24 protein-coding genes are annotated in these 24480 nt (G+C 69.8%); 8 read left to right on the forward strand and 16 right to left on the reverse strand.

Features of this window, described 5'->3' with window-relative positions:
• Nucleotides 1-25: 25 nt before the first annotated feature.
• The 3 genes from rarD to lspA are packed head-to-tail and all read right to left on the reverse strand — an operon-like array spanning nt 26 to nt 2397.
• A complete protein-coding gene (gene rarD, locus BLW81_RS21770) occupies nt 26-928 on the reverse strand; it encodes an EamA family transporter RarD (protein ID WP_083408970.1) in 903 nt (300 codons plus the stop codon).
• Complete coding sequence (locus BLW81_RS21775; RefSeq protein WP_083408971.1) at nt 925-1851, reverse strand: RluA family pseudouridine synthase; 927 nt, start codon at nt 1849-1851, stop codon at nt 925-927. The genes rarD and BLW81_RS21775 overlap by 4 nt, the downstream gene beginning before the upstream one ends.
• Nucleotides 1852-2397 carry a signal peptidase II gene (lspA, locus tag BLW81_RS21780; protein ID WP_083408972.1) on the reverse strand — a complete coding sequence of 182 codons (546 nt, stop codon included), beginning with the start codon at nt 2395-2397 and terminating at the stop codon, nt 1852-1854.
• 43 nt (nt 2398-2440) lie between these two features.
• Here lspA and BLW81_RS21785 point away from each other — a divergent pair, with 43 nt between their 5' ends.
• Both BLW81_RS21785 and BLW81_RS21790 read left to right on the forward strand, forming a co-directional pair.
• On the forward strand, nt 2441-3370 hold the full coding sequence (locus BLW81_RS21785) for an asparaginase (RefSeq protein WP_083408973.1): 930 nt from the start codon (nt 2441-2443) through the stop codon (nt 3368-3370).
• Between the two features lie 21 nt (nt 3371-3391).
• Entirely contained in the window at nt 3392-3868 is a 477-nt protein-coding gene (locus tag BLW81_RS21790) for a hypothetical protein (RefSeq protein ID WP_407662282.1), read from the forward strand.
• Here the strand turns inward: BLW81_RS21790 and BLW81_RS21795 are convergent.
• Nucleotides 3850-5220, reverse strand: a complete 1371-nt coding sequence (locus BLW81_RS21795) for a DNA polymerase IV (RefSeq protein WP_083408974.1) — start codon at nt 5218-5220, stop codon at nt 3850-3852. The genes BLW81_RS21790 and BLW81_RS21795 overlap by 19 nt on opposite strands.
• Nucleotides 5221-5253: 33 nt before the next feature.
• Here BLW81_RS21795 and BLW81_RS21800 point away from each other — a divergent pair, with 33 nt between their 5' ends.
• Both BLW81_RS21800 and BLW81_RS21805 read left to right on the forward strand, forming a co-directional pair.
• A complete protein-coding gene (locus BLW81_RS21800; RefSeq protein WP_083408975.1) occupies nt 5254-5493 on the forward strand; it encodes an RNA-binding S4 domain-containing protein in 240 nt (79 codons plus the stop codon).
• Nucleotides 5486-6196, forward strand: a complete 711-nt coding sequence (locus BLW81_RS21805) for a ferritin-like domain-containing protein (RefSeq protein WP_083408976.1) — start codon at nt 5486-5488, stop codon at nt 6194-6196. The genes BLW81_RS21800 and BLW81_RS21805 overlap by 8 nt, the downstream gene beginning before the upstream one ends.
• Here BLW81_RS21805 and ileS read toward each other — a convergent pair.
• Nucleotides 6193-9309: an isoleucine--tRNA ligase gene (gene ileS / locus BLW81_RS21810; protein ID WP_083408977.1), complete on the reverse strand. Its 3117-nt coding sequence runs from the start codon at nt 9307-9309 to the stop codon at nt 6193-6195. The two genes, BLW81_RS21805 and ileS, sit on opposite strands and share 4 nt — an antisense overlap.
• 333 nt (nt 9310-9642) lie before the next feature.
• Entirely contained in the window at nt 9643-10191 is a 549-nt protein-coding gene (locus BLW81_RS21815) for a hypothetical protein (RefSeq protein WP_235632055.1), read from the reverse strand.
• Nucleotides 10192-10423: 232 nt separating this feature from the next.
• Here BLW81_RS21815 and BLW81_RS21820 point away from each other — a divergent pair, with 232 nt between their 5' ends.
• Both BLW81_RS21820 and BLW81_RS21825 read left to right on the forward strand, forming a co-directional pair.
• The gene (locus BLW81_RS21820; protein WP_083408979.1) at nt 10424-10795 is read left to right on the forward strand and encodes a transcriptional regulator; all 372 of its coding nucleotides are present in this window, start codon (nt 10424-10426) and stop codon (nt 10793-10795) included.
• Nucleotides 10796-10840: 45 nt separating this feature from the next.
• The gene (locus BLW81_RS21825; protein ID WP_083408980.1) at nt 10841-11578 is read left to right on the forward strand and encodes a hypothetical protein; all 738 of its coding nucleotides are present in this window, start codon (nt 10841-10843) and stop codon (nt 11576-11578) included.
• 9 nt (nt 11579-11587) lie between these two features.
• Here BLW81_RS21825 and lipL read toward each other — a convergent pair whose 3' ends face one another.
• Genes lipL through mutA form a run of 4 tightly spaced genes read right to left on the reverse strand, consistent with a single transcriptional unit; the run spans nt 11588 to nt 17982 of the window.
• Nucleotides 11588-12862 (reverse strand): esterase/beta-lactamase LipL, encoded by a 1275-nt coding sequence (gene lipL / locus BLW81_RS21830; RefSeq protein ID WP_083408981.1) that lies wholly within the window; start codon nt 12860-12862, stop codon nt 11588-11590.
• A 58-nt stretch (nt 12863-12920) separates the two neighbouring features.
• Nucleotides 12921-13901 (reverse strand): methylmalonyl Co-A mutase-associated GTPase MeaB, encoded by a 981-nt coding sequence (gene meaB / locus BLW81_RS21835; RefSeq protein WP_083408982.1) that lies wholly within the window; start codon nt 13899-13901, stop codon nt 12921-12923.
• A complete protein-coding gene (gene scpA, locus BLW81_RS21840; RefSeq protein ID WP_083408983.1) occupies nt 13902-16169 on the reverse strand; it encodes a methylmalonyl-CoA mutase in 2268 nt (755 codons plus the stop codon).
• Between the two features lies 1 nt (nt 16170).
• Nucleotides 16171-17982 (reverse strand): methylmalonyl-CoA mutase small subunit, encoded by a 1812-nt coding sequence (mutA, locus tag BLW81_RS21845; protein WP_083408984.1) that lies wholly within the window; start codon nt 17980-17982, stop codon nt 16171-16173.
• 99 nt (nt 17983-18081) lie between these two features.
• Between mutA and BLW81_RS21850 the strand changes: the two genes are divergently transcribed.
• Entirely contained in the window at nt 18082-18819 is a 738-nt protein-coding gene (locus BLW81_RS21850) for a TVP38/TMEM64 family protein (RefSeq protein ID WP_083408985.1), read from the forward strand.
• Here BLW81_RS21850 and BLW81_RS21855 read toward each other — a convergent pair.
• The 3 genes from BLW81_RS21855 to BLW81_RS21865 form a co-directional block, all read right to left on the reverse strand.
• The gene (locus BLW81_RS21855) at nt 18795-19223 is read right to left on the reverse strand and encodes a hypothetical protein (RefSeq protein WP_083408986.1); all 429 of its coding nucleotides are present in this window, start codon (nt 19221-19223) and stop codon (nt 18795-18797) included. The genes BLW81_RS21850 and BLW81_RS21855 overlap by 25 nt on opposite strands.
• 96 nt (nt 19224-19319) lie before the next feature.
• The gene (locus tag BLW81_RS21860) at nt 19320-20501 is read right to left on the reverse strand and encodes an SPFH domain-containing protein (RefSeq protein WP_083408987.1); all 1182 of its coding nucleotides are present in this window, start codon (nt 20499-20501) and stop codon (nt 19320-19322) included.
• 29 nt (nt 20502-20530) lie between these two features.
• Nucleotides 20531-20962 (reverse strand): NfeD family protein, encoded by a 432-nt coding sequence (locus BLW81_RS21865; RefSeq protein ID WP_083408988.1) that lies wholly within the window; start codon nt 20960-20962, stop codon nt 20531-20533.
• A gap of 60 nt (nt 20963-21022) precedes the next feature.
• Between BLW81_RS21865 and BLW81_RS21870 the strand changes: the two genes are divergently transcribed.
• Nucleotides 21023-21874 carry an Rv1486c family protein gene (locus BLW81_RS21870; protein ID WP_083408989.1) on the forward strand — a complete coding sequence of 284 codons (852 nt, stop codon included), beginning with the start codon at nt 21023-21025 and terminating at the stop codon, nt 21872-21874.
• On the opposite strand, the gene BLW81_RS21875 is transcribed toward BLW81_RS21870, so the two are convergent.
• Genes BLW81_RS21875 through fabG1 form a run of 3 tightly spaced genes read right to left on the reverse strand, consistent with a single transcriptional unit; the run spans nt 21871 to nt 24472 of the window.
• On the reverse strand, nt 21871-22869 hold the full coding sequence (locus BLW81_RS21875; RefSeq protein WP_083408990.1) for a ferrochelatase: 999 nt from the start codon (nt 22867-22869) through the stop codon (nt 21871-21873). The genes BLW81_RS21870 and BLW81_RS21875 overlap by 4 nt on opposite strands.
• Nucleotides 22870-23679: an NADH-dependent enoyl-ACP reductase InhA gene (gene inhA / locus BLW81_RS21880; RefSeq protein ID WP_083408991.1), complete on the reverse strand. Its 810-nt coding sequence runs from the start codon at nt 23677-23679 to the stop codon at nt 22870-22872. It abuts the gene before it with no gap.
• Between the two features lie 28 nt (nt 23680-23707).
• Nucleotides 23708-24472: a 3-oxoacyl-ACP reductase FabG1 gene (fabG1, locus tag BLW81_RS21885; RefSeq protein WP_083408992.1), complete on the reverse strand. Its 765-nt coding sequence runs from the start codon at nt 24470-24472 to the stop codon at nt 23708-23710.
• Nucleotides 24473-24480: the final 8 nt, after the last annotated feature.

Below are 24480 nucleotides of genomic sequence, written 5' to 3' on the forward strand. Positions count from 1 at the left end.
GTTCTTTGCAAACGTCGCAAAAGTGTCAGGCGAGTGACTGAGCGGTGGCGCGCCGATCGGCCCGCGTCCGCCGGATCGCATCGACGCTGAACACCAGCAGCGCCGTCCAGATCAGCCCGAACCCGAGCCAGCGCGCCGGCGGCATCGGCTCGTGCCCGACCACCACTCCCCAGGTGAGCTGCATCGCCGGTGTCAGGTAGAACAGCAGGCCCATGGTGACCAGCGGAAGGCGTTGCGCCGCCGCGGCGAACAGCAGCAGCGGCAGCGCGGTGACGAAGCCCGCCACCACCATCAGCACCGCATGTTGACCGCCGTGCATGGCGAACGCGGCGTGCCCGGTGACGTGCAGCATCACCAGGTACGCGACGGCGAACGGGGTGGCCAGGCCCGCCTCGACCCCGACGCTGACGCGGGGATCGACCGGGACCACCTTCTTGACCGCGCCGTACAGACCGAACGACAGCGCCAGGCCGAGTCCGATGTAGGGCGGCGTGCCCACCTCCACCGTCAGCACCACGACCGCGAGCACGGCGATCGCCAGCGCGACGAACTGCGCCCGGTTCAGCCGCTCGCGGAAGATGAGCAGGCCCAGCGCCACGGTCACCAGCGGGTTGATGAAGTAGCCCAGTGCCGCGTCGACGACGTGACCGTTGTTGACCGCGTAGACGTAGATGCCCCAGTTGACCGAGATCAGTGCCGAGGCCGCCGCCAGCAGCAGCCAGGTGCGGCCCGACATCGTTCGCAGGTCGCCCATCCGCCGCACCACCGCGACGACCACGACCAGCAGCAGGAAGCCCCACACGATGCGGTGGGCCAGGATCTCCCCCGCCCCGGCCGGCTTGAGTAGCGGGAAGAACGCCGGGAACACGCCCCAGCACAGGTAGGCGCCGACGCCGAACAGCAGGCCGGACTTGCGGTCCTCGCTCACAGTTCGTGCCGAAGCACGTCGAGGGCGTGCTGCAGATCGGCGGGATATGGGCTGGTGATCTCCATGCGTCTGCCGTCGGCGGGGTGCGCGAACGCCAGCGACCGGGCGTGCAGCCATTGCCGTTCCAGCCCAAGGCGTTTCGCCAGTGTCGGGTCGGCGCCGTAGGTCAGGTCACCGGCGCAGGGGTGGTGCAGCGCCGCGAAGTGCACCCGGATCTGGTGCGTGCGGCCGGTTTCGAGTTCGATGTCGAGCAGGCTGGCGGCCCGGTGCGCCTCGAGCGTGTCGTAGTGGGTGACGCTGTGCCTGCCGTCCTCGACGACGGCGAACTTCCAGTCGTGACCGCGGTGCCTGCCGATCGGGGCGTCGATGGTGCCGCTGGACGGATCCGGATGGCCCTGCACCAGCGCGTGATAGCGCTTGTCGACGGTGCGCTGCTTGAACGCCCGCTTGAGCACCGTGTACGCCCGCTCGGACAGCGCGACCACCATGACGCCCGAGGTCCCGACGTCGAGGCGGTGCACGATGCCCTGGCGCTCGTGGATGCCGGAGGTGCTGATGCGGAAACCCGCCGCGGCCAGCCCGCCGAGCACGGTCGGGCCGTGCCAGCCGACGGTGGCGTGCGCGGCCACCCCCGGCGGTTTGTCCACCGCGACGATGTCGTCGTCGGAGTACAGGATCGTCATGCCCTCGATCTCGACCGGAGTGTTCTCCACCGGGGCGGGCGCCTCGGGCAGCCGCACCTCAAGCCAGGAACCGGCGGTCAGCTTGTCGGCCTTGGCGGCGGTGGCGCCGTCGATGACCACACCGCCGTCCTCGGCCAGCGCCGCCGCGGCGGTGCGGGACAGCCCCAGCAGCCGCGCGAGCCCCGCATCGACCCGCATCCCCGCCAGCCCCTCCGGGACCGGAAGTGAGCGATCGGTCATCTAGTTGTCCCCGTCCGGCCGGCGCCGCCCGACGGTATCGAAGTCGAAACCGAACACCGACAGCACGACCAGCAGGATCGCACCGCCGACCACACACGGGTCGGCGACGTTGAACACCGGCCACCAGCCGATCGACAGGAAGTCGACGACGTGGCCCTGCAGCGGGCCGGGCGAGCGGAAGAACCGGTCGACCAGGTTTCCCAGCGCCCCGCCGAGGATCATGCCGAGGCCCAGCGCCCACCACGGCGACACCAGCCGCCTGCCCATCCAGATGATCCCGAACACCACGCCGGTGGCCACCAGCGTCAGCACCCAGGTGTAGCCGGTGGCCATCGAGAACGCGGCGCCCGAGTTGCGCACCAGCGTCCAGGTCACGGTGTCACCGATGATCGAGACCGGCTGGCCGGGGGTGAGCAGTTTGACCGCAAGCACTTTCGTGACGATGTCGGTGACCAGCACCACGGCCGCGACGATCAGCAGCAGCCGCAGCCTGCGCTGGGGCGGCGCCTCGATGGTCTGTTCGGGCGCGTCCTGGTCATCACTCACGCATCCATCATTCCAAAGCGTCGATGCGGAAGAATTCCGCACCATGGCTCGCATCGTCGTGATCACCACCGGCGGCACCATCGCCACCAGTGCCGGCGCCGACGGGGTCAAGCGCCCGACCCGCACCGGGGCGCAGCTGACGTCCGGGCTGGAAGTTGATCTGGTGGATCTGATGGCGGTGGACAGCTCGCAGCTCGTCCCGGCCGACTGGGACCGGATCGGCGACGCGGTCGGACAGGCCGTCGCGTCGGGCGTCGACGGTGTGGTGGTCACCCACGGCACCGACACCATGGAGGAGACGGCGCTGTGGCTCGACCTGACCTACTCGGGCGCCGCGCCGGTGGTGCTGACGGGCGCCCAGCGCAGCGCCGACGCACCGGATGCCGACGGGCCCGCCAACCTGCGCGACGCGGTGGCGGTGGCGGTTAGCCCCGCGGCCCGCGGGCTCGGGGTGCTGGTCGGGTTCGCGGGCACGGTGTGGCAGCCGCTGGGCCTGTACAAGACCAGCACCGCCGACCTGCAGAGCTTCACCGGCACGGCGGTGGGCTCTGTCGCCGGTGCGCAGTTCACCGTGGCGACAGCCAAGCAGCGACCCGGGCTGGGCGCGGTGTCGGCGGCGCAGGCACCGCGCGTGGACATCGTGAGCGGGTACGCGGGCGCCGACGCGGTCGCGATGGACGCCTGTGTGGCCGCGGGTGCCCGCGGGATCGTCGTCGAGGCGCTCGGCGCGGGCAACGCGGGCGCGGCGGTCATCGACGGGGTGCGGCGGCTGTGCCGCGCCGGGGTCGCGGTGGCGCTGTGCACCCGGGTTCCCGGCGGGCGGGTCAGCCCGGGCTACGGCCCCGGCCACGACCTGGTGGCTGCGGGTGCGGTGCCGGTGCCGTCGCTGCGGCCTGCGCAAGCGCGGGTGCTGCTGATGGCGGCGCTGGCGGCAGGCGAACCGGCCGCCGACGTCCTCGACCGGTGGGGTTGACGCGCGTGGCACCGTGGGGACGTGCTCTTCGACAGAACGATTTCCCGGGCGACCGCGGCGATCGGGGTGAGCGCACTTGCCCTCACCGCGGGCGCGATCGCCAACGCCGAACCGTCACCGGACCCGATCGACCAGTACCCGGTCGCCGAGGGCAACTACCGGCCCGGACCGCCGCCGAACTACCACGTGTTCTTCCGGACCCCGGACGGCCTGTCGTGCGGCATCGGGCCCAACGGCGGCCCGATCGGCTGTGACGGCGTTCCGCTCGATGCGCCACCCGGAACCAACCAGACGTTCCTGACCAGCGGCGGCCCGGCCGAATACCGCCACTCCGACACGCCCACCTTCACCAGGGAGGGCGTCGACGTGCTGCCCGCCGGTCACCGGCTGGAGAACTGGGGCGCCGACTGCGGGGTGAGCCATCAGGGCACGGTGACGTGTGAGACCTACGGCGGGCACGGCTTCACGATCTCGAGCACCTACGGCGTGCTCTGGTAGCGCGCCAACTCCGCGACGTAGTCCGGCCAGTCGAGGCTGTCCACCGGGTTGGCCCGGTCGAGGCCGGGGGTGTCGTCGGGAAAGGTGCGGGCCTGCCCCGGCCCGCTGGCGCGGGTCTCGAACCGGACCGTCATCACGCCGTGGCCCGCACCCTGGATCCAGCCGTGCCCGAAGTCCGGATGCGTGACGTCGTCGCCGATCCGCCAGGCCGGCGGCGTCGCGGCCAGGTCGGTGACGGTCGGCGGAACACCGGTGTGCGCGACCTCGTCGTCGGAGGCCATCAGGTCCAGGTCGGGGAACAGCGATTCCTGCTGCACCTCGGACAGCCCCGAAAACCCAACGCCGAGAAGGCGAATGGGTCCGATCTCGACGGGGTCGAGCAGTAGCCGGCGGGCCGTCGCGATCAGGGTGGCCGCCTCGGTGGTGGCGTACGGCAGGGTGGCCGAGCGGGTCAGCGTGCTCATGTCGGACTTCTTCAGCTTCACCGTCACGGTGCGGGCGCCGCGACCGTCCTTCTCCAGCCGCGCGTGCGCGTGCTCGCCGATCGGGCCCATCGCCTCGCGGAGCTGATCGAGGGTGGTGAGGTCGGCCGGGAACGTCGACTCCGCGCTGATCTGCTTGGCCGGGGCGTTCTCGGCGACCGGCCGGTCGTCGATGCCGCGTGCGAGCCGGTGCAGCGCGGGACCGATCGTGCCGCCGAGGATGTCGGCGGCCTCGGTCTCGGTGAGCGCGGCGAACGCGCCGATGGTCTCGATGCCCAGCCGGTGCAGCTTCTCCCCCGCGACCGGCCCGATGCCCCACAGTCGCCGCACCGGCAGCCCGTCGAGCAGCGTGCGCTGCTCCTCGCGCCGCACCACCCGGATGCCGTCCGGTTTGGCCAGCCCGGAGGCGATCTTGGCGAGTTGCTTGCCCGACCCGGCGCCGATGGAGGCGACGAGGCCGGTCTCCTCGAGCACCCGGGCCTTGACCAGCCGGCAGAACTCGTCGACCTCGTCGGCCGACGCGCCGGCCAGTTCGGCGGGTTCGCCGAAAGCCTCGTCATAGGACAGCTGTTCGAGCACCGGCACCAGCGTGCGCACGGTTTCGAAGACACGGCGGCTCGCGACGCCGTAGACGACGCCGCGGGGCGGCAGCACCACCGCCGTCGCGCCGACGAGCCTGCGCGCCTGGTGCATCGGCATCGCCGACTTGGCGCCGTAGACGCGGGATTCGTAGCTCGCGCCGGCCACCACGCCGCGGCCGCCGAGCCCGCCGACCAGCACGGGGCGGCCCCGCAGGGTGGGACGGGTCAGCTGCTCGACGGAGGCGAAGAACGCATCCATGTCGAGGTGCAGCACCCAGCGACCGTCCACACCTGCCGATGCTAAGGCGCTAGCCTGACGACCATGACGTACCCGGGCGACGGCGGCGAGCCGCTCGACGTCCCGATCCGGGACGGCGCAATCCGACTCGGCCAGTTCCTCAAGCTCGCCGGGCTCATCGACTCCGGCGCCGACGCCAAGACCGTCATCGCCGACGGGCAGGTCAGCGTGAACGGCGAGGTCGAACAGCGGCGCGGCAGACAGCTGCGCCACGACGATGTGGTGGTGTTCTCCGGCCGCAGCGCCCGCGTCGTCGATGGGTGAGTTTGCACCCTGGGTGCGCCGTTTCGAGGACAACGCACAATTGCACGCCCGCGCCGACGCGGCCATCGGGTTTGATGAGCGCTGCTCGCTGCCCGATGAGCTCAGGACACCGCTGATCGACTCGGTGCGCCGGTTCCAGCTCGGCGAGAGCGGCGACGGCGAGCAGCTGCTGGCCAAGTCCGCCGACGACCCCGAATACCGCTGCGCCGCTGAGCTTTTCGTCGCCGAAGAACAACAGCACGCCGAGTTGCTGCTGCGCCTGCTCGGCTACCTCGGCGGGCAGCCGATGGCGCAACACTGGTCCGACGCGGTGTTCGTCCGGCTGCGCAGGCTGATGGGCCTGCGCACCGAGTTGATGGTGCTGACGGTCGCCGAGGTGGTGGCGCTGTCCTACTACGGCGGCCTGGCGTCGGCGTGCCCGGACCCGGTGGTGCGGGCGGCCGCGGCCCGCATCCTGGCCGACGAGCGCGCGCACGTCCGGTTCCACGAGCAGCGGTTGCGCGGCGGGTTCGCCGACTCGTCCGCCGCGGCGCGGGCCCTGGCGTGCACGCTGTGGTGGATCACCGCGATCGGCGCGACCGCCGTGGTCGCCTACGACCACGGCCGGTTGCTGGCAGCGCTCGGCTACCGCCGCCACCGCTTCGCCCGCGACATCCTGGGCGACTTCGCGAAAACCGTTCGCGCCGTGCTGGCTCCGCGCTAGCGGTCCACCTTGGCGATCGCCACCTTGACCCCGTCGCCGATCTCGCTGCCGTCCGCGAGTTCGCCGAAGTCGAAGCTGGTCGCCAGGATCTCGCGGGCGATCAGCCCGCTGTGCGCCTGAGCCCACGCCTGCCGGGCCGGGGGCACCGACATCAGCACCGAGATCCGGTCCGAGACGTCGAGGCCGGTGGACTTGCGCAGGTCCTGCAGCTCGCGGATCCGGTCCTTGGCCCACCCCTCGGCTTCCAGTTCCTCGGTGACCGTGCCGTCGAGCACGACGAGACCCGCGCCGTCGGGCAGCGCGGCGGTGTACTCGGGATCGGCGGCCACCAGTCGCGAGTTGTACTCCTCGGGCTGCAGCACCGCCGGGCCAGCCGTCAGCGTGCCGTCGGAATTCACCACGGCCGCACCGGCCTTGACCGCCTTGATCGCGGCCTGCACGTCCTTACCCAGCCGTGGCCCGGCGACGCGCGCGTTGACGGTCAGCTCGAACCGGCCGTAGGTGGCGATGTCGTCGGTCAGCTCGACGGCCTTGACGTTGAGCTCATCGGCGATCAGATCGGCGAACTGCTCGAGGCGTTGCGGATTGTCAACGGCGACCGTGAGTTTCGGCAGCGGCAACCGGACCCGCAGCTTCTTGGCCTTGCGCAGCGACGAACCCGCCGACGCCACCTCGCGCACCAGGTCCATCGTCTCGACGAGCTCGGGATCGGCGGGCAGCACACCCTCCTCGGGCCAGTCGGTCAGATGCACCGAACGCTGCCCGGTCAGATCGCGCCAGATCCGCTCGGTCATCAGCGGCAGCAGCGGCGCGGCCAGCCGGCACGTCACCTCCAGCACGGTGTGCAGGGTGTCGATCGCGTCGGCGTCCTCTTCCCAGAACCGCGAACGCGACCGTCGCACATACCAATTGGTCAACGCTTCGGTGAACTGGCGCAGCTGGTCGCAGGCGCCGGAGATGTCGCAGACGTCGAGTGCGGCGGTCAGGTCGTCGCGCAGCACGGCCAGCTTGGCCAGGATGTAGCGGTCCAGCACGTGCGTCGAGTCGGTGCGCCAGGTGCCCTTCGCCGGGGCGTAGAGCGCCAGGAAGGAGTAGGCGTTCCACAGCGGCAGCAGCACCTGGCGGACGCCTTCGCGGATGCCCTGTTCGGTGACGATCAGGTTGCCGCCGCGCAGGATCGGCGAGGCCATCAGGAACCAGCGCATCGCGTCGGATCCGTCGCGGTCGAACACCTCGGTCACATCCGGGTAGTTGCGCAGCGACTTGCTCATCTTCTGGCCGTCATTGCCCAACACGATGCCGTGCGCCACACAGGTTTTGAACGCCGGCCGGTCGAAGAGGGCGGTCGCCAGGATGTGCAGCGTGTAGAACCATCCGCGGGTCTGGCCGATGTACTCGACGATGAAGTCGCCCGGGAAGTGCGAGTCGAACCAGTCCTGGTTCTCGAACGGGTAGTGCACCTGCGCGTAGGGCATCGAGCCGGAGTCGAACCACACGTCGAACACGTCCTCGATGCGGCGCATCGTCGACTTGCCGGTCGGGTCGTCGGGATTGGGCCGGGTGAGTTCGTCGATGTAGGGCCGGTGCAGATCGGTGGGCCGCACGCCGAAGTCCCGCTCGAGTTCGTCGAGGCTGCCGTACACGTCGATGCGCGGGTAGGCCGGGTCGTCGGATTTCCACACCGGGATCGGGCTGCCCCAGTAGCGGTTTCGCGAGATCGACCAGTCGCGTGCGCCGGACAGCCACTTGCCGAACTGGCCGTCCTTGACGTGTTCGGGATACCAGGTGATCTCCTGGTTGAGCTCGACCATGCGGTCCCGGAACTCGGTGACCTTGATGAACCACGACGACACCGCGCGGTAGATCAACGGGTTGCGGCATCGCCAGCAGTGCGGATAGGAGTGTTCGTAGGTTTCGTGGCGCAGCAGCACCGCGCCGTTGGCGGCCGCAGGCCCCGCCTGGTTCTTCAGGTCCCGGATGATCTGCGGGTTGGCGTCGAACACGTGCTGGCCGGCGTAGTCCGGGACGGTCTGGTCGAACCGTCCCCTGGCGTCGACGGGTGTGACGGCCTCGATGCCCCCGGCCTGCGCGGTGAGCATGTCGTCCTCGCCGTAGGCCGGCGACATGTGCACGATGCCGGTGCCGTCCTCGGTGCTGACGAAATCGGCGGGCAGCACCCGGAACGAGTTCGGCGTGTCCGCGAAGTACGGGAACGGCGGCAGATAACGGGTGTCGAGCAGATCGCGGCCGGTGTAGGTGCCGAGCACCTCGGGCTCCTCGCCGAGCTCGCGGGCGTAGGCGGCGACGCGGGCCTCGGCCAGCACGTAGCGCCTGCCGTCACCGCCCTGCACGTGCACGTAGGTCACGTCGGGGTGCACCGCGACGGCCTGGTTCGACGGCAGCGTCCACGGCGTCGTGGTCCAGATCAGCAGGTGGCTGTCGGCCAGCGGACCGTCAGTGACCCGGAAGCCGACGGTGATCGCCGGGTCCTGGCGGCTCTGGTAGACGTCGTCGTCCATCCGCAGCTCGTGGCTCGACAGCGGGGTCTCGTCGTTCCAGCAGTACGGCAGGACCCGGTTGCCCTCGTAGGCAAGTCCTTTGTCCCACAACTGCTTGAAGGCCCAGATGACCGACTCCATGAACTCGGGTTCGAGCGTCTTGTAGTCGTTGTCGAAGTCCACCCAGCGGGCCTGCCGGGTCACGTAGTCGCGCCATTCATCGGTGTACTTGAGCACCGACGCCCGGCACGCGTCGTTGAACTTCTCGATGCCCATTTCCTCGATCTGCGCCTTGTCGGTGATACCGAGTTGGCGCTGCACCTCGAGTTCGGCGGGCAGCCCGTGGGTGTCCCACCCGAACCGGCGCTCGACCTTGTAGCCGCGCATGGTGCGATACCGCGGCACGATGTCCTTGACGTACCCGGTGAGCAGATGGCCGTAGTGCGGCAATCCGTTGGCGAACGGCGGACCGTCGTAGAAGACGTACTCGGGGGCGCCGTCGCGGTTCGCGATGCTGGCGCGGAACGTGTCGTCGCTGTCCCAGTACGAGAGGACGTCGGCTTCCAGCGCCGGGAATTTCGGGGCTCCGGCGGCCGGCTTCGGATAGGCGGTCATAGCTCCTGTGCCTCTTACGGGCCTTCGGTGAAAGGCCTCGAGTGTTCGTCAAGGCACGGGGACGACGTCGCACTGGTGTGCGCGCACCGCGGTACCACCCCGCTTGCGCACGTCGGGTCCTCGCCGACGCGCGCCGCTCACTTCAGGGCGATGACGGGCCCACCCGTTCGGGTCTACTGAGCTGTGTGAGCTGTTCTTCCGAAGGCTCCCCGGTGATCGCCGGATCGATGCCGTTGACGACGATTCTAACGACGTCGTGGTGCGAAAACGAAAACGGACTGGATCGGGATCGCCCTGCGGCGAGTCCCCGATCCAGCCCGTGAGTGGCTGTCGTCAGTTGGGCGGCAACGCGTCCGAGGTCATCTCGAACAGCGCCAGCGGGAACTGCTCGGTCAGTTCCTGGACCGTGTAGCTCTCGAACCGGCTGGTGTCGTACCACCAGTCGACGTGGACGTCGCCGTCGGCGCGGTACACCCGCACCTCGAGGGCGTGGCCGAGGCCGGGCGGGGTGTCCTGCACGGAATCGGTCTGCTCGGGCGCCTCACCGATGTAGTTGAAGTACACCTCCGAGGTCGCGGCCGCGACGTGCTCGGACGCCGACGCCAGCGTGCGGTGCACCGATGCGAGCACCTCGGTGGCGGTGGCCTGGCCGGCGGTGGCGCACACCATCGGCACCGCGTCGAGCAGGCTGCCCCGCTCGCTGGCGATGTCGACGCGGACCAGACCGTCGCCGAGCGTGCGGGCGATCGTCCTGGTCAGCGCGGCGAGCAGGATCTCGTCGGCGGGCAGACCGAGCCATTCGGTGGCGCCGTCGAGCTCGGCCGTCAGCTCGTCGCGGGCCGGGGTGGACAGTTTGGCCATCGCGGCACGGCCAGTGTCCACGACGTCGTAATCCGCGATGCGGATCGTTGCTAGGGCAAAATCGCCGGCCGGGTGAAGAACCTCTGTGGCCGACGGAACCATGTACGGGGCAACCATGTGATCAAAGATAGCCCACGTGTCCCAAAATTGGGAGACGCCTCCCAAAACTGTGACGGCCGTGTCAATAAAGGCAACCATATCCAGTTTGCGGACCGCACTGCCCAAACTCGGGACTGTGGTTTACAGTATGTGAGTGCCACGTACCGATGAGAACGGCAGACAGCTCAAAGCCCTGCTCGATTACCTCCTGGACGGGGACATCGAAGCCAAGGACATCTACGACGCGCTGGGTACCTCGAGCAGTACCTATTACCGGCGCATCAAGGAAGCCGACTATCCGGACGCCGAAGAATTGCGTCGCGTCTCGGACCGTTTCGGCCTCAGCTACCCCGACCTGCAGATCCGATTCGGGCTGATGACACGGCAAGAAGTGTTGAACTACGTCGAATCGCTCGAGGTCACCGGCGGTGCCGGGCAGACCGCGGTACGCGAGACGACCAGGATGCGAACCCGCGCGCCGCGACTCTCCGAACTGCGACCGCGGAGTGACGCTCCACCCCTTTAAGCCGTACACTTTGCTGAGTACCACGGCGGCTCGAAGGCAAATTCCATGGCATTGGCGACACTGATCGCGATCACGCTTTGCTGTATCGCCTGGAGCCTGTGGATTCGCCGGGTGACGTGGTCGTCGCGTTGGGAAGTCGCGGCCACCCTCAACATCGCTTTGCAGGGCATGGCCGTGCTGCTGATGTCGCCGTGGGCGTCCGAGACGCTCGGCGTCGCACTGCACGCGCTGACCGGCAAATGGAATCTCGAGGACTTCATCGGCCACGACTGCTACATCGTGGCGGCGTCGGCCGTCGTCTACAACGCGCTGGGCCGGTTGCAGGACGACCACCTGCTGCAGAGGTCGTTCAAGAAGTACGTCGAACTGCCCGCGACGCTGTGCATCCCGCTGCTGCTGGTGACCTTCTCGCTCGGCAACGGGGCCAGGATCTACAAGGCCGACTTCTTCCAGGTGCCGACGGATTTCTGGCTGAACATGTACTGGCTGATCTTGTGCGGCATCCTGATCTATCTGCTGGTGTACGGCTGCCGCGCGCTGCTGGTGCTGCGCAGGGACCCGCGGTCGCGCAAGATCGCCAACGTCTATCTGGTCTCGTCGGCGGCGGGCATCGCGGCGTGCGTCGTGCGGCTGCTGACCGCCTACATCCCCGCCCTGCAGCAACTCGACGCCGGCACCACGCTGGTGTGGGTGTTCGCGTGCATGTGCGGCGCCGGCTTCGCGCTCACCTCGGCCGAGTCGTGGCGCCAGAAGACCAAGTGGTTCAGCAGCGCACCGAACTGATCGACAGGACTACCCGGCGGCGGGCCGCGGCACCTTGGTGAACGGCGCGCCCTGATCGGGCACCGAATGGTATCCGCGTTTGCGGGCGCGGGCCGCGTCCCGCCGGATCAGCGCCCCCAGACCGGCGAAGGTCGCCTGATCGAGCACCATGCGGGTCAACAGCCGGTTGTGCACGAAGCCGAAGGCCAGCCCGCTGGAGGGATCCGCCCAGCCGACCGAGCCGGCCAGCCCGGCGTGGCCGAATCCGGGCATCAACCCGGGCGGCACCGGCAACGAGTGGTACCCGAGGTTGAAGCTCAGCGGCACGAAGATGTTGCGGTCCGGCCAGTAACTCGGTGTTCCGGTCAGCTGCGCGACCCGCTCCTCGGAGAGGAACCGCTGCCCGTCGATGCTGCCGCCGTTGGCGATGGCGCCGTACATCCGGGCCAGGCTGCGTGCGGTGGCGACGCCGTTGGCCGCCGGGATCTCGGCGTCGAGGAACGGGGTGTCGCCCTGCACGACGGCCTTCATCCCCGGGAAGTACATCGAGCCGAACATCCCGGACACGCCGAGCGCTGCCACGCGCGGGGCGACGAAGTTGAAGATCGGATTGGCCAGCGTGCCCTGCGGCGCGAGGATCTGCGCGGCCCGAGTCGGCGCGTCGGCCGACGGTCTGCCCAGGTGCAGGCCGTCGGTTTCGAGCGGTTCGGCGAGCTCCTCGCGGATCAGTTCGCGCATGCCCTTGCCGGTGAGCGCGCGACCCAGCCCGGACATCAACCACCCGTAGGTCAGCGCGTGATAGGCCTGGTGACCGCGCAGCAGCTTGTTGACCGACGCGCGCGCGACCCGGTCCTCCATCACCTGATGGTCGAGCAACTCGGCCTTGGTGCACCCGTTCAGATGCGACAGCCCGGCCCGGTGCTGCATCATCTCGCGCACCGTGATGCGGGCCTTGCCGTTGGCGCCGAACTCGGGCCAGTACTCGGCGACCGGCGCGTCGTAGTCGAGCAGGCCGCGGTCGGCGAGGCGGTGGATCACCGTCGAGGCCATGCCCTTGGTGACCGAGAAGACCATCGCGCCGGTGTCGGCGGTCCAGTGCTGGGTGCCGCGGCGGTCGGAATAGCCCGTCCAGACGTCGACGACGGGTTCGCCGTGCAGGTAGATCGACAACGCGCCGCCGCCGTACCGGCGGCCCGGGAACAGCTGCGCGAAGCCGCGCAGCGTGCACGCGAAGTTGGGGTCCGCAGCGCCCTGGATACCTCGCGGGAGCGCGGCGCTGCGCTCCCCGGTTTTGACACCCGTCACAATAAATGAATTTACTCGGTCCCCCGGCAAATAAACCGGGCGTTACCGATTTGTTAGGTCAGCGCACGTCAGCGGCGTCGAGCAGGCGCTCCGCAGCAAGCGCGGGGGTCAGCTCGCCGTCGCGCACCTGGCGCTCGATGTCGGCGCGGATCGCCTTCACGTTGGGGTTCGACACCACCCGGTCGATGACCGTGTCGCGCACCATCGACCACGTCCACTCGACCTGCTGGGCGCGCCGCCTGCTGTCGAACTCCCCCGTCTCGGTGAGCACGTCGCGGTGTTGGAGCACGGTCGCCCAGAGCCCCTCCAGGCCGGTGCCCTCGATCGCGCTCATGGTGAGAACCGGTGGCCGCCAAAGGGTTTCGCGGGGATAGATCAGCCGGATGGCGCCGGTGAGCTCACGGGCGGCGCGCTTGGCCTCCAGTGCGTACTCACCGTCGGCCTTGTTGACGACGACGATGTCGGCGAGTTCGAGCACGCCCTTCTTGATGCCCTGCAGCTGGTCGCCGGTGCGGGCCAGGGTGAGGAAGACGAACGTGTCGACCATGTTGGCGACCGTCACCTCGGATTGTCCGACGCCGACGGTCTCCACCAGGATCACGTCGAAGCCGGCGGCCTCGAGCAGCACGATCGTCTCGCGGGTGGCCTTGGCGACGCCGCCGAGCGTGCCGGACGTCGGCGAGGGCCGGATGTAGGCGTCGGGGTGCACCGCCAGCCGGGCCATCCGGGTCTTGTCACCCAGGATCGAGCCGGCTGTCCTGGTCGAGGACGGGTCGACGGCCAGCACCGCCACCCGGTGGCCCTGCTCGATGAGATGCATGCCGAGCGCCTCGATCGACGTCGACTTGCCGACCCCTGGCACGCCGGTGATCCCGATGTGCAGAGCTTTACCGGCCTCCGACGTCAGCTTCAGCAGCAGTTGCTGCGCCTGCTCGCGGTGATCGGCGCGGGTCGACTCGACCAGCGTGATGGCCCTCGCCAGCGCGGCGCGGTCACCGTCGGTCAGCGCAGCCGCGAGGTCTGCGATCGGGTCGGCCATCTAGTCGAGGCGGTAGCCCAGCCGCTCGGCCAGCTTGCCCAACAGGCCGACCGCTGCCTCGGCGATGACGGTGCCGGGCGGGAAGATCGCGGTGGCGCCCGCGGCGTAGAGCTCGTCGAAGTCGCCGGGCGGGATGACGCCGCCCACCACGATCATGATGTCGGGCCTGCCGACTTCGGCGAGCGCCTCGCGCAGGGCGGGCACCAGGGTCAGGTGACCCGCGGCCAGCGACGACACGCCGACGACGTGCACGTCGTTGTCGGCGGCCTGGCGCGCGACCTCCTCCGGCGTGGAGAACAGCGAGCCGACGTCGACGTCGAAGCCGATGTCGGCGAACGCGGTGGCGATCACCTTCTGGCCGCGGTCGTGGCCGTCCTGGCCCATCTTGGCGATCAGGATGCGGGGCTGGCGGCCGTCGGCCTCGGCGAACTTGCGCACGAGGTCGGTGGCCTGCGTGATGTTGCTGATCCCTGCGCCCCCCATCTCATCGCGGTAGACGCCGGCGATCGTACGGATCTCGGCGACGTGGCGTCCGTAGACCTTCTCCAGCGCATCGGAGATCTCGCCGACGGTGGCGTTGGCCCGGGCGGCGTTGATCGCCAGCGCCAGCAGGTTGTTGCCCAGCCCGTCCTCGCCGCCGGGCTCGCGGGTGGCGGCGGCCCGGCTCAGCTCGGCCAGCGCGGCGTCGACGGCGGCCTGGTCGCGGTCGGCGCGCAGCTGTTCGAGCTTGGCCAGCTGTTCGGCGCGCACCCGGCTGTTCTCGACCTTGAGCACCTCGATCTCGTGGTCCTCGTCGACCTGGTACTTGTTGACGCCGATCACCGGCTGCTGGCCGGAGTCGATGCGCGCCTGGGTCCGCGCGGCGGCCTCCTCGATGCGCAGCTTCGGGATGCCGTCGGAGATCGCCTGCGCCATCCCGCCGTGTTCGACGACCTCGCCGATGTGCATGCGGGCCGCGGTGGCCAGCTGGTGGGTCAGCCATTCGACGTAGTAGGAGCCGCCCCACGGGTCGATCGGCCGGGTGGTGCCCGACTCCTGCTGCAGCACCAGCTGGGTGTTGCGGGCGATGCGGGCGGAGAAGTCGGTCGGCAGGGCCAGCGCCTCGTCGAGGGCGTTGGTGTGCAGCGACTGGGTGTGGCCCTGCGTGGCGGCCATCGCCTCGATGCACGTGCGGGCGACGTTGTTGAACGGGTCCTGCGCGGTCAGCGACCAACCCGACGTCTGCGAATGTGTGCGCAGCGACAGCGATTTGGCGCTCTTGGGGTTGAACTCGGCGACCAGCTCACTCCACAGCAGGCGGCCGGCCCGCAGCTTGGCGACCTCCATGAAGAAGTTCATCCCGATGCCCCAGAAGAACGACAGCCGGGGCGCGAACTTGTCGACGTCCAGCCCGGCCTCCAGGCCGGCCTTGATGTACTCCACGCCGTCGGCCAGCGTGTAGGCCAGCTCGAGATCGGCTGTGGCACCGGCTTCTTGGATGTGGTAGCCGGAGATCGAGATCGAGTTGAACTTCGGCATCTTCGCGCTGGTGTAGGCGAAGATGTCCGAGATGATCCGCATCGACTCCTTGGGCGGGTAGATGTAGGTGTTGCGGACCATGAACTCTTTGAGGATGTCGTTCTGGATGGTGCCCGCGAGCTTCTCCGGCGGCACCCCCTGCTCCTCGGCGGCGACGACGTAGAGCGCCAGGATCGGCAGCACCGCGCCGTTCATGGTCATCGACACCGACACCGACGACAGGTCGATGCCGTCGAACAGCTGACGCATGTCGAGGATGGAATCGATTGCCACGCCGGCCATTCCGACGTCACCCTGCACCCGCGGGTGGTCGGAATCGTAGCCGCGGTGGGTGGCCAGGTCGAAGGCCACCGACAGCCCCTTCTGACCCGCGGCCAGGTTGCGCCGGTAGAACGCGTTGGATTCCGCAGCGGTGGAGAAACCCGCGTACTGCCGGATGGTCCACGGCTGGTTGACATACATCGTCGGGTACGGCCCGCGCACGAACGGCGGCTCACCCGGGAACGTGTCCAGGGGGTATCCGGCCGCGACCGCGGCGTCGCGGTCGGCGCCGATGTAGACGGGTTTGACGTCGATGCCCTCGGGCGTCACCCAGTCGACCTGCTCGGCGGTGTAGCCGTGCGCGGCCGCGGCGGCCTCGACCTGCGCGCTGACCGCGGCCTGGTCCGGCGCCTCGGTGCCGGTGTCGCTGGCCAGCGGGACGTCGGCGAAGCTGCCGATGTCTTTTCCGATCCCGGCGGTAGCAGTCACCTCAGGCCCCCAATCTGGTGAGCAGGTCCGACAACGTGGCGACCGCGTCGATCTTCGCGGTCAGATAGCCGTCCGGCTTCGAATCCGCCTCGGCGACAGCCTTTTCCGGACCGGCCAGCAGAACATGCGAGACACCCGCGGCGCGTGCGGAATCGACCGCGGCCGAGGCCTCGGCGCCGTACCGCGCGTCGGTTCCGCAGATGACCGCGATCGACGACGTGCCGTCGGTCACCGCCTCGATGCCGCCGGACGCGAGCAGGTTGGTCGCGAACGTGGTGCGCACGTTGTGCTCGGCGAGCGGGCCGAGCGGCAGCAGCAGCACCTGGGGCCGCGAGCCGGTCTTCGCCAGGAAGGCGTCCGACCGGTCCCGCAGCGCCTCGAAGCCCGCCGCGTAGCGCGCCACCTCCGTCAGCGCCTCGCCGGCAGGGAGCGGCGTCTCGGCGAGGTTGGGGAACTCGTTGACCCCCGTCAGCGCGGTGCGCCGGTGCGCGATGTCGGCGGCGCGACGCTCGGCCACCTCCGCGATCTGCGCGACGACGTGGTCGCGGGCCTGGGCGAAACCGCCGCGCGATTCGATGTCCTGGAAGTGTTTCCACGCCTGCTCGGCGAGCTGGTTGGTGAGGTCCTCGACGTGCCACGACCCCGCGGCGGGGTCGAGCACCCGGCCCAGATGCGACTCCTCGAGCAGCAGCAGTTGGGTGTTGCGGGCCATCCGGCGGGCAAAGCTGGCCGCGGTGCCGGGATAGCCGCCGGCGATCGCGACGTCGAACGGGTGCACCTGCACGGTGTCGGCGCCGCCCACACCGGCGGCGAACGCGGCCAGCGTGGTGCGCAGCATGTTCACCCACGGATCGCGCTTGGCCATTATCGGCAGCGACGTGACCGCATGGATGGTCGCGGCACCTTGTTCGGGGGCGCCGACCACCTCGGCGACCCGGGCCCACAGCCGCCGGGCCGCGCGCAGCTTGGCGATCGTCATGAACTGGTCGTCGTCGGCGGCGATGCGGAAACTGATCTGCCGCAGCGCATCTGTCACGTCGACACCGCCCTGGCCGAGCAGCCGCAGGTAGTCGACGCCGGCGGCCACCACGGCCGCCAGCTCCCAGGAGGCGCTCGCGCCGCGGTTGTGGAAGGCGGGACCGTCGACGGTGACGGTCCGGACGTGGCCGCCGAATTCGGCCACCCGCGCGGCGGTCGCGACCACGTCGGCGATCTCCGGCGCCTGCTTCGCGCTCAGCGGGGCCGTCAGCGGGTCGGCGCCGAAGTCGATCGACAACCGCGACCGCCGGTCGGCGTCGAAACCGGCGACCAGCCCCAGCGCCGCGTCGACGGTGGCGGTGAAATCGCTTCCGGCGCAGTCGAAGATGACCGGAACCAGGTCCAGGAACACGCCGTCGAAGAACCGGTCGAGTTCGGCGGCGGCCACCCCGGAGGGCGCCCCGACGCGGACCGCGAGCGCGCTCACTCCTTCGGTGAGGCCCAACAGCACCGCGCCGTTGTGCTCGGCCACGCTGCCGGAGTCGGTCGCCGGGAAGGCCTCGGCGACCCGCCATCCCGTCTTGACGTCACGCAGCGCATCGCCGCCGCGCACGAACGGCCACCGCCCGGGCAGCGGCGGTTCGGGCAGGGCGTCCAGGCTCGTGTAGAGCGGACGGATGGCGAAGCCGTCATACGTCGGCGAATCCAGCAGGCGCTCGGGTTCGGCGGGCAGATCGGCGGGATCGCGTCGGGTGCTCTTTGCCAGCACCCCGGCGACCGCGGAGCGCCAGCGCTCCCGATCGGCCTCGACCGCAGTGGGTTTCTGCACGTCCATCAGGCTAAATGATGGCCATCACACGCTCGTCCGCCGGTCGGCCGACTCACGCCCGCGCCGGCGGGTGCCCGCCGACACCGTTCCGTACGCTTGGTAGGCGTGAATACCGTCGTCAACACCCTGCGAACGCTCGGAGCCGCGGTGGTCGCGACGGCGACGGGAGTGTCGCGGGTCCGGTTGCTCGGCACGTTCGCGGTGATTGTGATTCTCGTCGCAATCGCGCTGCTGGTGCCGCTGCCGACGGCGCTGCAGTTGCGGGACTGGGCCACCTCGGTCGGGCCCTGGTTCCCGCTGGCGTTCCTGGCGGCGCACATCGTCGTGACGGTGTTCCCGTTCCCCCGCACGGCGTTCACGCTGGCTGCCGGCCTGCTGTTCGGTCCCGCACTCGGCGTTCCGCTGGCGGTCACCGCCGCGACGATCAGCGCGCTGCTCGCGCTGCTGCTGGTGCGCGCCGTCGGCCTGCACCTGGACCGGCTGCTGCCGCATCCCCGGATCGGGTCCCTCAACGCCCGGCTGCGCGAACGGGGCTGGCCGACCGTGGTGTCCATGCGGCTGATCCCGGCGGTGCCGTTCTCCGTGCTGAACTACGCGGCAGGCGCGTCATCGGTGCGGGTGCTGCCGTACACGTTGGCGACGCTCGTCGGGCTGCTGCCCGGCACCGCCGCCGTGGTGATCCTCGGCGACGCGCTCACCGGCAACGTCAGCCCGTTGCTGGTGCTGGTGTCGCTCTGCACGGCCAGTGTCGGCGTGGCCGGACTGAGCTACGAGATCTACCGCCACCGGCGTCGGCGGCCCGCCGACGCCGCGGCCGATCAGCCAGCGCGCCTGACGAGGTAGCCGAGCACGCCGTAGAGCACCACCACGAAGAGCTCGAACGGCATCACCCCGTTGACGATCTTGATGACCGCGGACACCAGGATCGCGAGCGACGCGATCACGGCGGCGATCAGCAGGATGCCGTTCGGCCGGCGGCGCACCGTGGCGACGCTGCCGTAGATCAGCAGCCCGCCCAGCACCAGATGCAGCGGGCCGGTCACCCACCACAACGGCGAGGCGCCCTCCATCGTGGCGACCGCGCCGGTCAGCGCGAACCCCGCGATCAGCTCATAGAGCCCGAGCACGACGGCCAGCACCGCGATCGGCACCGTGTACCGGCCGTGCGGGGCGACCGCGACTTCGCTGGTTTCGGTCGATGTGGGCGGTTCCTCCGGCCCCACCGGATCCGTTTCCGCCTGTGACATGGCACCCTCCCCTGCACTGCCGACGGCTGTCGTTGTTTGCTGGATCAACGATAGCCGTCGCGGGGGCGGGCTGACCGGCGATTCGCCGGACAGATGTCAGAGCGAATGCGCTCCGCCGCCGTCGGCGCGCGCCGGCGGGGGCCCGCTGATCTGTTGCGGCGGCGCGTACCCCGGACCGTCGACCGGAGTGCGTGCCTCGGCCTCGGCCTTGGCCACCGCGCGGGCGATCTCGGGGTCGGTCTCGGTGTTGAACCAGTCCGAGACCTCGTCGTCGTCGCTCGGGGGCGGGGTGTCGTCGACCGGCGACGGCGTGTACCGGAACACCCCGTCCTCGCCGGGCGCGCCGAGCAGTTTGGTGAAACCCTGCAGCGCCGAACCGAAGTCGCTGGGCACCAGCCACACCTTGTTGGCCTCGCCCTTGGCCATCTGCGGCAGCGTCTGCAGGTACTGGTAGGCCAGCATCTCCGGCGTCGGCCTGCCCGCCTTGATCGCGGCGAACGTCTTCTCGATGGCCTTGGCCTGCCCCTGGGCCTGCAGGTACGCGGCGGCGCGCTCGCCCTGGGCGCGCAGCATCCGCGACTGGCGGTCGGCCTCGGCGGCCAGGATCGCCGCCTGCTTGGCGCCCTCGGCGGCCAGGATCTGCGCCTGCTTCTGGCCCTCGGCCTGCTTGATCGCCGCTTCGCGGCTGCCCTCGGCGGTCAGGATCATCGCGCGCTTCTCGCGGTCGGCGCGCATCTGCTTTTCCATCGAGTCCTGGATCGACGGCGGCGGGTCGATGCTGCGCAGTTCGACGCGCGCCACGCGCAGTCCCCAGCGGCCGGTGGCCTCGTCGAGCACCCCGCGCAGCTGGCCGTTGATGGAGTCGCGGGAGGTCAGCGTCTGCTCGAGCGTCATGCCGCCGACGACGTTGCGCAGCGTCGTGGTGGTCAGCTGCTCGACGCCGACGATGTAGTTGCTGATCTGATAGACCGCGGCCTGCGGGTTGGTGACCTGGAAGTAGACGACGGTGTCGATGTTGACGGTCAGGTTGTCCTCGGTGATCACCGGCTGCGGCGGGAACGACACCACCCGCTCGCGCAGGTCCACCCTGGCGCGGATCTTGTCGATGAACGGCAGCAGCAGCGTCAGTTGACCGGACACGGTCTTGCTGTAGCGGCCCAGCCGTTCGATCACCGCGGCCTCGGCCTGCGGGATCAGCGCGATCGACTTCGCGACGATGATGGCGGCGAACACCACCAGCACGCCGACGAGTATCAGGCCGGCGACGGCACCTTCCATGACTTCCTCCTCATCGCGCCCAGTGGTCTCTAGGCGAGCTTTTGGACGACGGCGGTGGCGCCGTCGATGTGGACGACGGTGACGTTGTCGCCCGGTTCGTAGATGTCGCTCTCGTTGAGCGGCCGGGCGGTCCAGACCTCACCGTCGAGTTTGACCTGTCCTTCGTGGCGCGCGACCCGGTCGAGCACCAGCGCGGTCTTGCCCTCCAACGCCTTCGCCGGGTCCGGCAGCCCGGTGCCCGACCGGAAATGCCTGCGCAGCGCGGGCCGCACCAACACCAGCAGCAGCACCGACACCACCGCGAACACCGCACCGTGAATCCACAGATCGTCGAAGATCAGGCTCGACCCCGCCGCGGCGAGCGCCCCGCCGCCGAGCATGAGCAGGAACAGGTCACCGGTCAGGGCTTCGGCCCCGGCGAGGGCCAGCGCGGCGATGAGCCAGAGCAGCGCAGCGGGCATGTCGCCAGCGTAACGTCGCAACCGGCCACATGCGGGCGTAACAACTACACTGCGAGCATCATGTGGTGTCCGAGTGTTTCTTTGACGGTGTGGGCGAATGCCTGGCTTGCCGGCGCGGCCGCGCCCGACGACGTTCTTGACGCGTTATCGCTATGGGCGCCAAAGCATTCCGTAACGGCGTATGACTCCGTGGCGGCCGGCCGCACCGGACTTCCGTGGCCGGATCTGCTCGACTCGGGCGCGGTCTCGCTGCTGCAGACGCTGCGCACCGCCGCCGGGCCGGGCCGGACGTCGCCGCCGATCGCGCTGGCGCTGCCGGTCCCGGGTGATGTCCGCGGACTGCCTGCGGGCACCCAGTTCCAGCGCGACGCGGTCACCGCGGGTGAGGCGCTGATCGTGTCCGGCGGCGCGGCCGACCCGATCGGCCTGGTCCCCGATTTCGAGTACGACGAACTCGACGTCGACGACGAGTTCGACCGCGATCCGAGCGCCCTGTCGTGGACGGTGTACTCGCTGCCCGTGACGGCGCCCCCGCAGTACATCGACCTCGGTGAGGCCGAATACGAACTGCGTTCGGCGGTCAGGGCTGCCGCCGACGCGCTGGGCGCGCTGCGCGCCGGCGCCGCCGACATCGACGTCGAGGATCCCCGCGGGCTGGTCGAGGAGATCTTGGAATCCGGTCGCGCGCATCGGCTTCCGGGCCATGCACCGGACCGCGCGCTGCGTGTCCTGGAGAACGCCGCGCACGTCGACGCGATCATCGCGGTGAGCGCGGAACTGATTCCCTCCGGGCTGGCCAGCTCCACCCAGGTGCAACTGGCCAGCGATGCACTGCGGCCACTGGGGTCGGTGGTGCGGTCCGCACGGATCGCGGCGGTGACCGCGATCCTGCAGTCGGCCTGGCGCGGCTAGCCGGCGCAGGCGGGCGTGCACACCACGCCGTCGACCGAAACCCCTTGCAGCGGAGGGGCGTCCGCACCCGCCACCCGGGCCGGGGATCGGCCTTCGCGCAGCTCGCCGAGCAGATCGGCGGCCACCTTCGCGAGGTCGGCGTTGGGCGTCGCGGCCCGGGCGAACGCCACCCCGGCGTCGCGGGCCTGCAACCGCAGTTCGTGGTCGAGGTCCCAGACGACTTCGATGTGGTCGGCGACGAACCCGATCGGGCACACCACGACGGCCTCGGTGCCCGACTCGGCCAGCGTCGCCAGGTGGTCGCCGACATCGGGTTCCAGCCACGGCATCTGCGGCGGCCCCGATCGCGACTGCCACACCTGGTCGTAGTCCGAGTAGCCCGCGGCGGCGGCGACCAGTTTCGCCGCGTGCGCCACCTGCCGCGCGTAAAGGTCGGTGCCGCAGCGGGACCGGGCCGTGTCGGGGATCGAATGCGCGGTGAACACCAGCCGCGCGCCCGCGGGCACCGTCTGCGCGGCGGCGGTGACCGCGTCGGCGAACATCTGCACGAACAGCGGATGGTCGAAGTACTGGCGCATTTTGACCAACTGCGGGGCGTCGGGTCCGGCGGCCTGCCGTCCCCGCGCGATGTCCTCGACGTACTGCGTGCAACTGGAGTACCCGCCCCACGCCGACGTGGTGAACACGGCGGCCCGGCGGACGCCGTCGTCGCGCATGGCCGCCACCGTGTCCTCGACGTACGGCCGCCAGTTGCGGTTGCCGAAGTAGACGGGCAGATCGATCAGGGTCCGCAGTTGTTCGATCAGCGCCCGGTTGATGCCGTTGATCGGTGAGATACCGCCGAAGTGCAGATAGTGTTCGGCGACGCCGGCCAGTCGTTCGGGTGGGATCCCGCGGCCCCGGGTGACGTTCTCGAGGAACGGCATCACGTCTTCGGGAGCCTCGGGCCCCCCGAAGGACAGCACCAGGACGGCCTGGGGATCCCGGAGATCCATCTAGAGCAACTGGGTGCTGGCGCCGCCGTCGGCGTAGACGACGGTGCCGGTGGTCGCGGGCAGCCAGTCGGACAGCAGCGCGCACACCGTCTTGGCGACCGGGGTCGGGTCCTTCATGTCCCAGCCGACCGGCGCGCGCTGATCCCAACCCTCCTCGAGCAGGCGCATCTGTTCGCCGGCTTCGGCGCCGAGCGCGCCGCCGACGATGGCGCTCATCGCCAAGGTCCGGATCGGCCCGGCGGCAACGAGATTGGAGCGCACGCCGTACGGGCCTGCCTCGCGCGCGACGAACCGGTTGACCGACTCCAGGGCGCTCTTGGCGACGGTCATCCAGTTGTAGGCGGGCATCGCGCGGGTGGGGTCGAAGTCCATGCCGACGATGCTGCCGCCGCGGTTCATGATCGGCAGCGTCGCCTTGGCCAGCGAGGCGTACGAGAAGGCCGAGATGTGGATGCCCTTGGAGACGTCCTCGTACGGCGCGTCGAAGAACGGGTTGATGCCCATCCCGGACTGCGGCATGAAGCCGATCGAGTGCACGACTCCGTCGATCTTGTTGCCCTCGCCGATCGCCTCGCCGATACGGCCGGCGAGGGAGTTGAGGTGTTCCTCGTTCTGCACGTCGAGTTCAAGCAGCGGCGCCGGGTTGGGCAGCCGGTCGGCGATGCGCTGGATCAGCTTCATCCGGTCGAACCCGGTGAGCACCAGTTCGGCGCCGGCCTCCTGGGCGACCTTGGCGATGTGGAACGCGATCGACGAGTCGGTGATGATCCCCGTGACGAGGATGCGCTTGCCTTCGAGCAGACCTGCCATGTTGAAAGTCCTTCTCTCCTGGTGAGTTCTAGTGACCCATGCCCATGCCGCCGTCGACGGGGATCACCGCGCCGGCGATATAGCTGGCGTCCTCCGACGCCAGGAAGCTGACGGCGCCGGCGACCTCGTCGGCGGTGCCGACGCGTTTGGCCGGGATGAAATCCAGTGCCCCCGCCTGGATTCGTTCGTCCAGGGCGCGGGTCATCTCGGTGTCGATGTAGCCGGGTGCCACCACGTTGGCGGTGACGTTGGCCTTGGACAGCTCGCGCGAGATCGACCGGGCCATGCCGATCAGCCCGGCCTTGGCGGCTGCGTAGTTGGCCTGGTTGCCGATGCCCCACATGCCCGACACCGAGCCGATGAAGATGATCCGGCCGAAGCGCTTGCGCTGCATGGTGCGCGAGGCTCGCTGGGCGACCCGGAACGCCCCGGTGAGGTTGGCGTTGATGACCTCCTCGAACCGCTCCTCGGTCATCCGCATCAGGAACGCGTCCTTGGAGATGCCGGCGTTGGACACCAGCACCTCGACCGGCCCCTGGTGCTCCTCGACCTCTTTGAAGGCGCGGTCCACGGCGGCGTTGTCGGTGACGTCGCACACCACCCCGAACAGTCCCTCGGGGGCACCGGATCCGCGGTGGGTGACGGCGACCTTGTGCCCGTCGGCGGCCAGGCGCTGGGCGATGGCCAGCCCGATCCCCCGGTTCCCACCGGTCACCAGCACCGAACGCGACACGAACGGCGGACGCCCGCCTCCGGTCTGGCTGGCCGATTCAGGTACTGCAGTCTCGGTCATGCCCGCCA

The organism is Mycolicibacterium rutilum, assembly GCF_900108565.1.
GTDB lineage: Bacteria > Actinomycetota > Actinomycetes > Mycobacteriales > Mycobacteriaceae > Mycobacterium > Mycobacterium rutilum.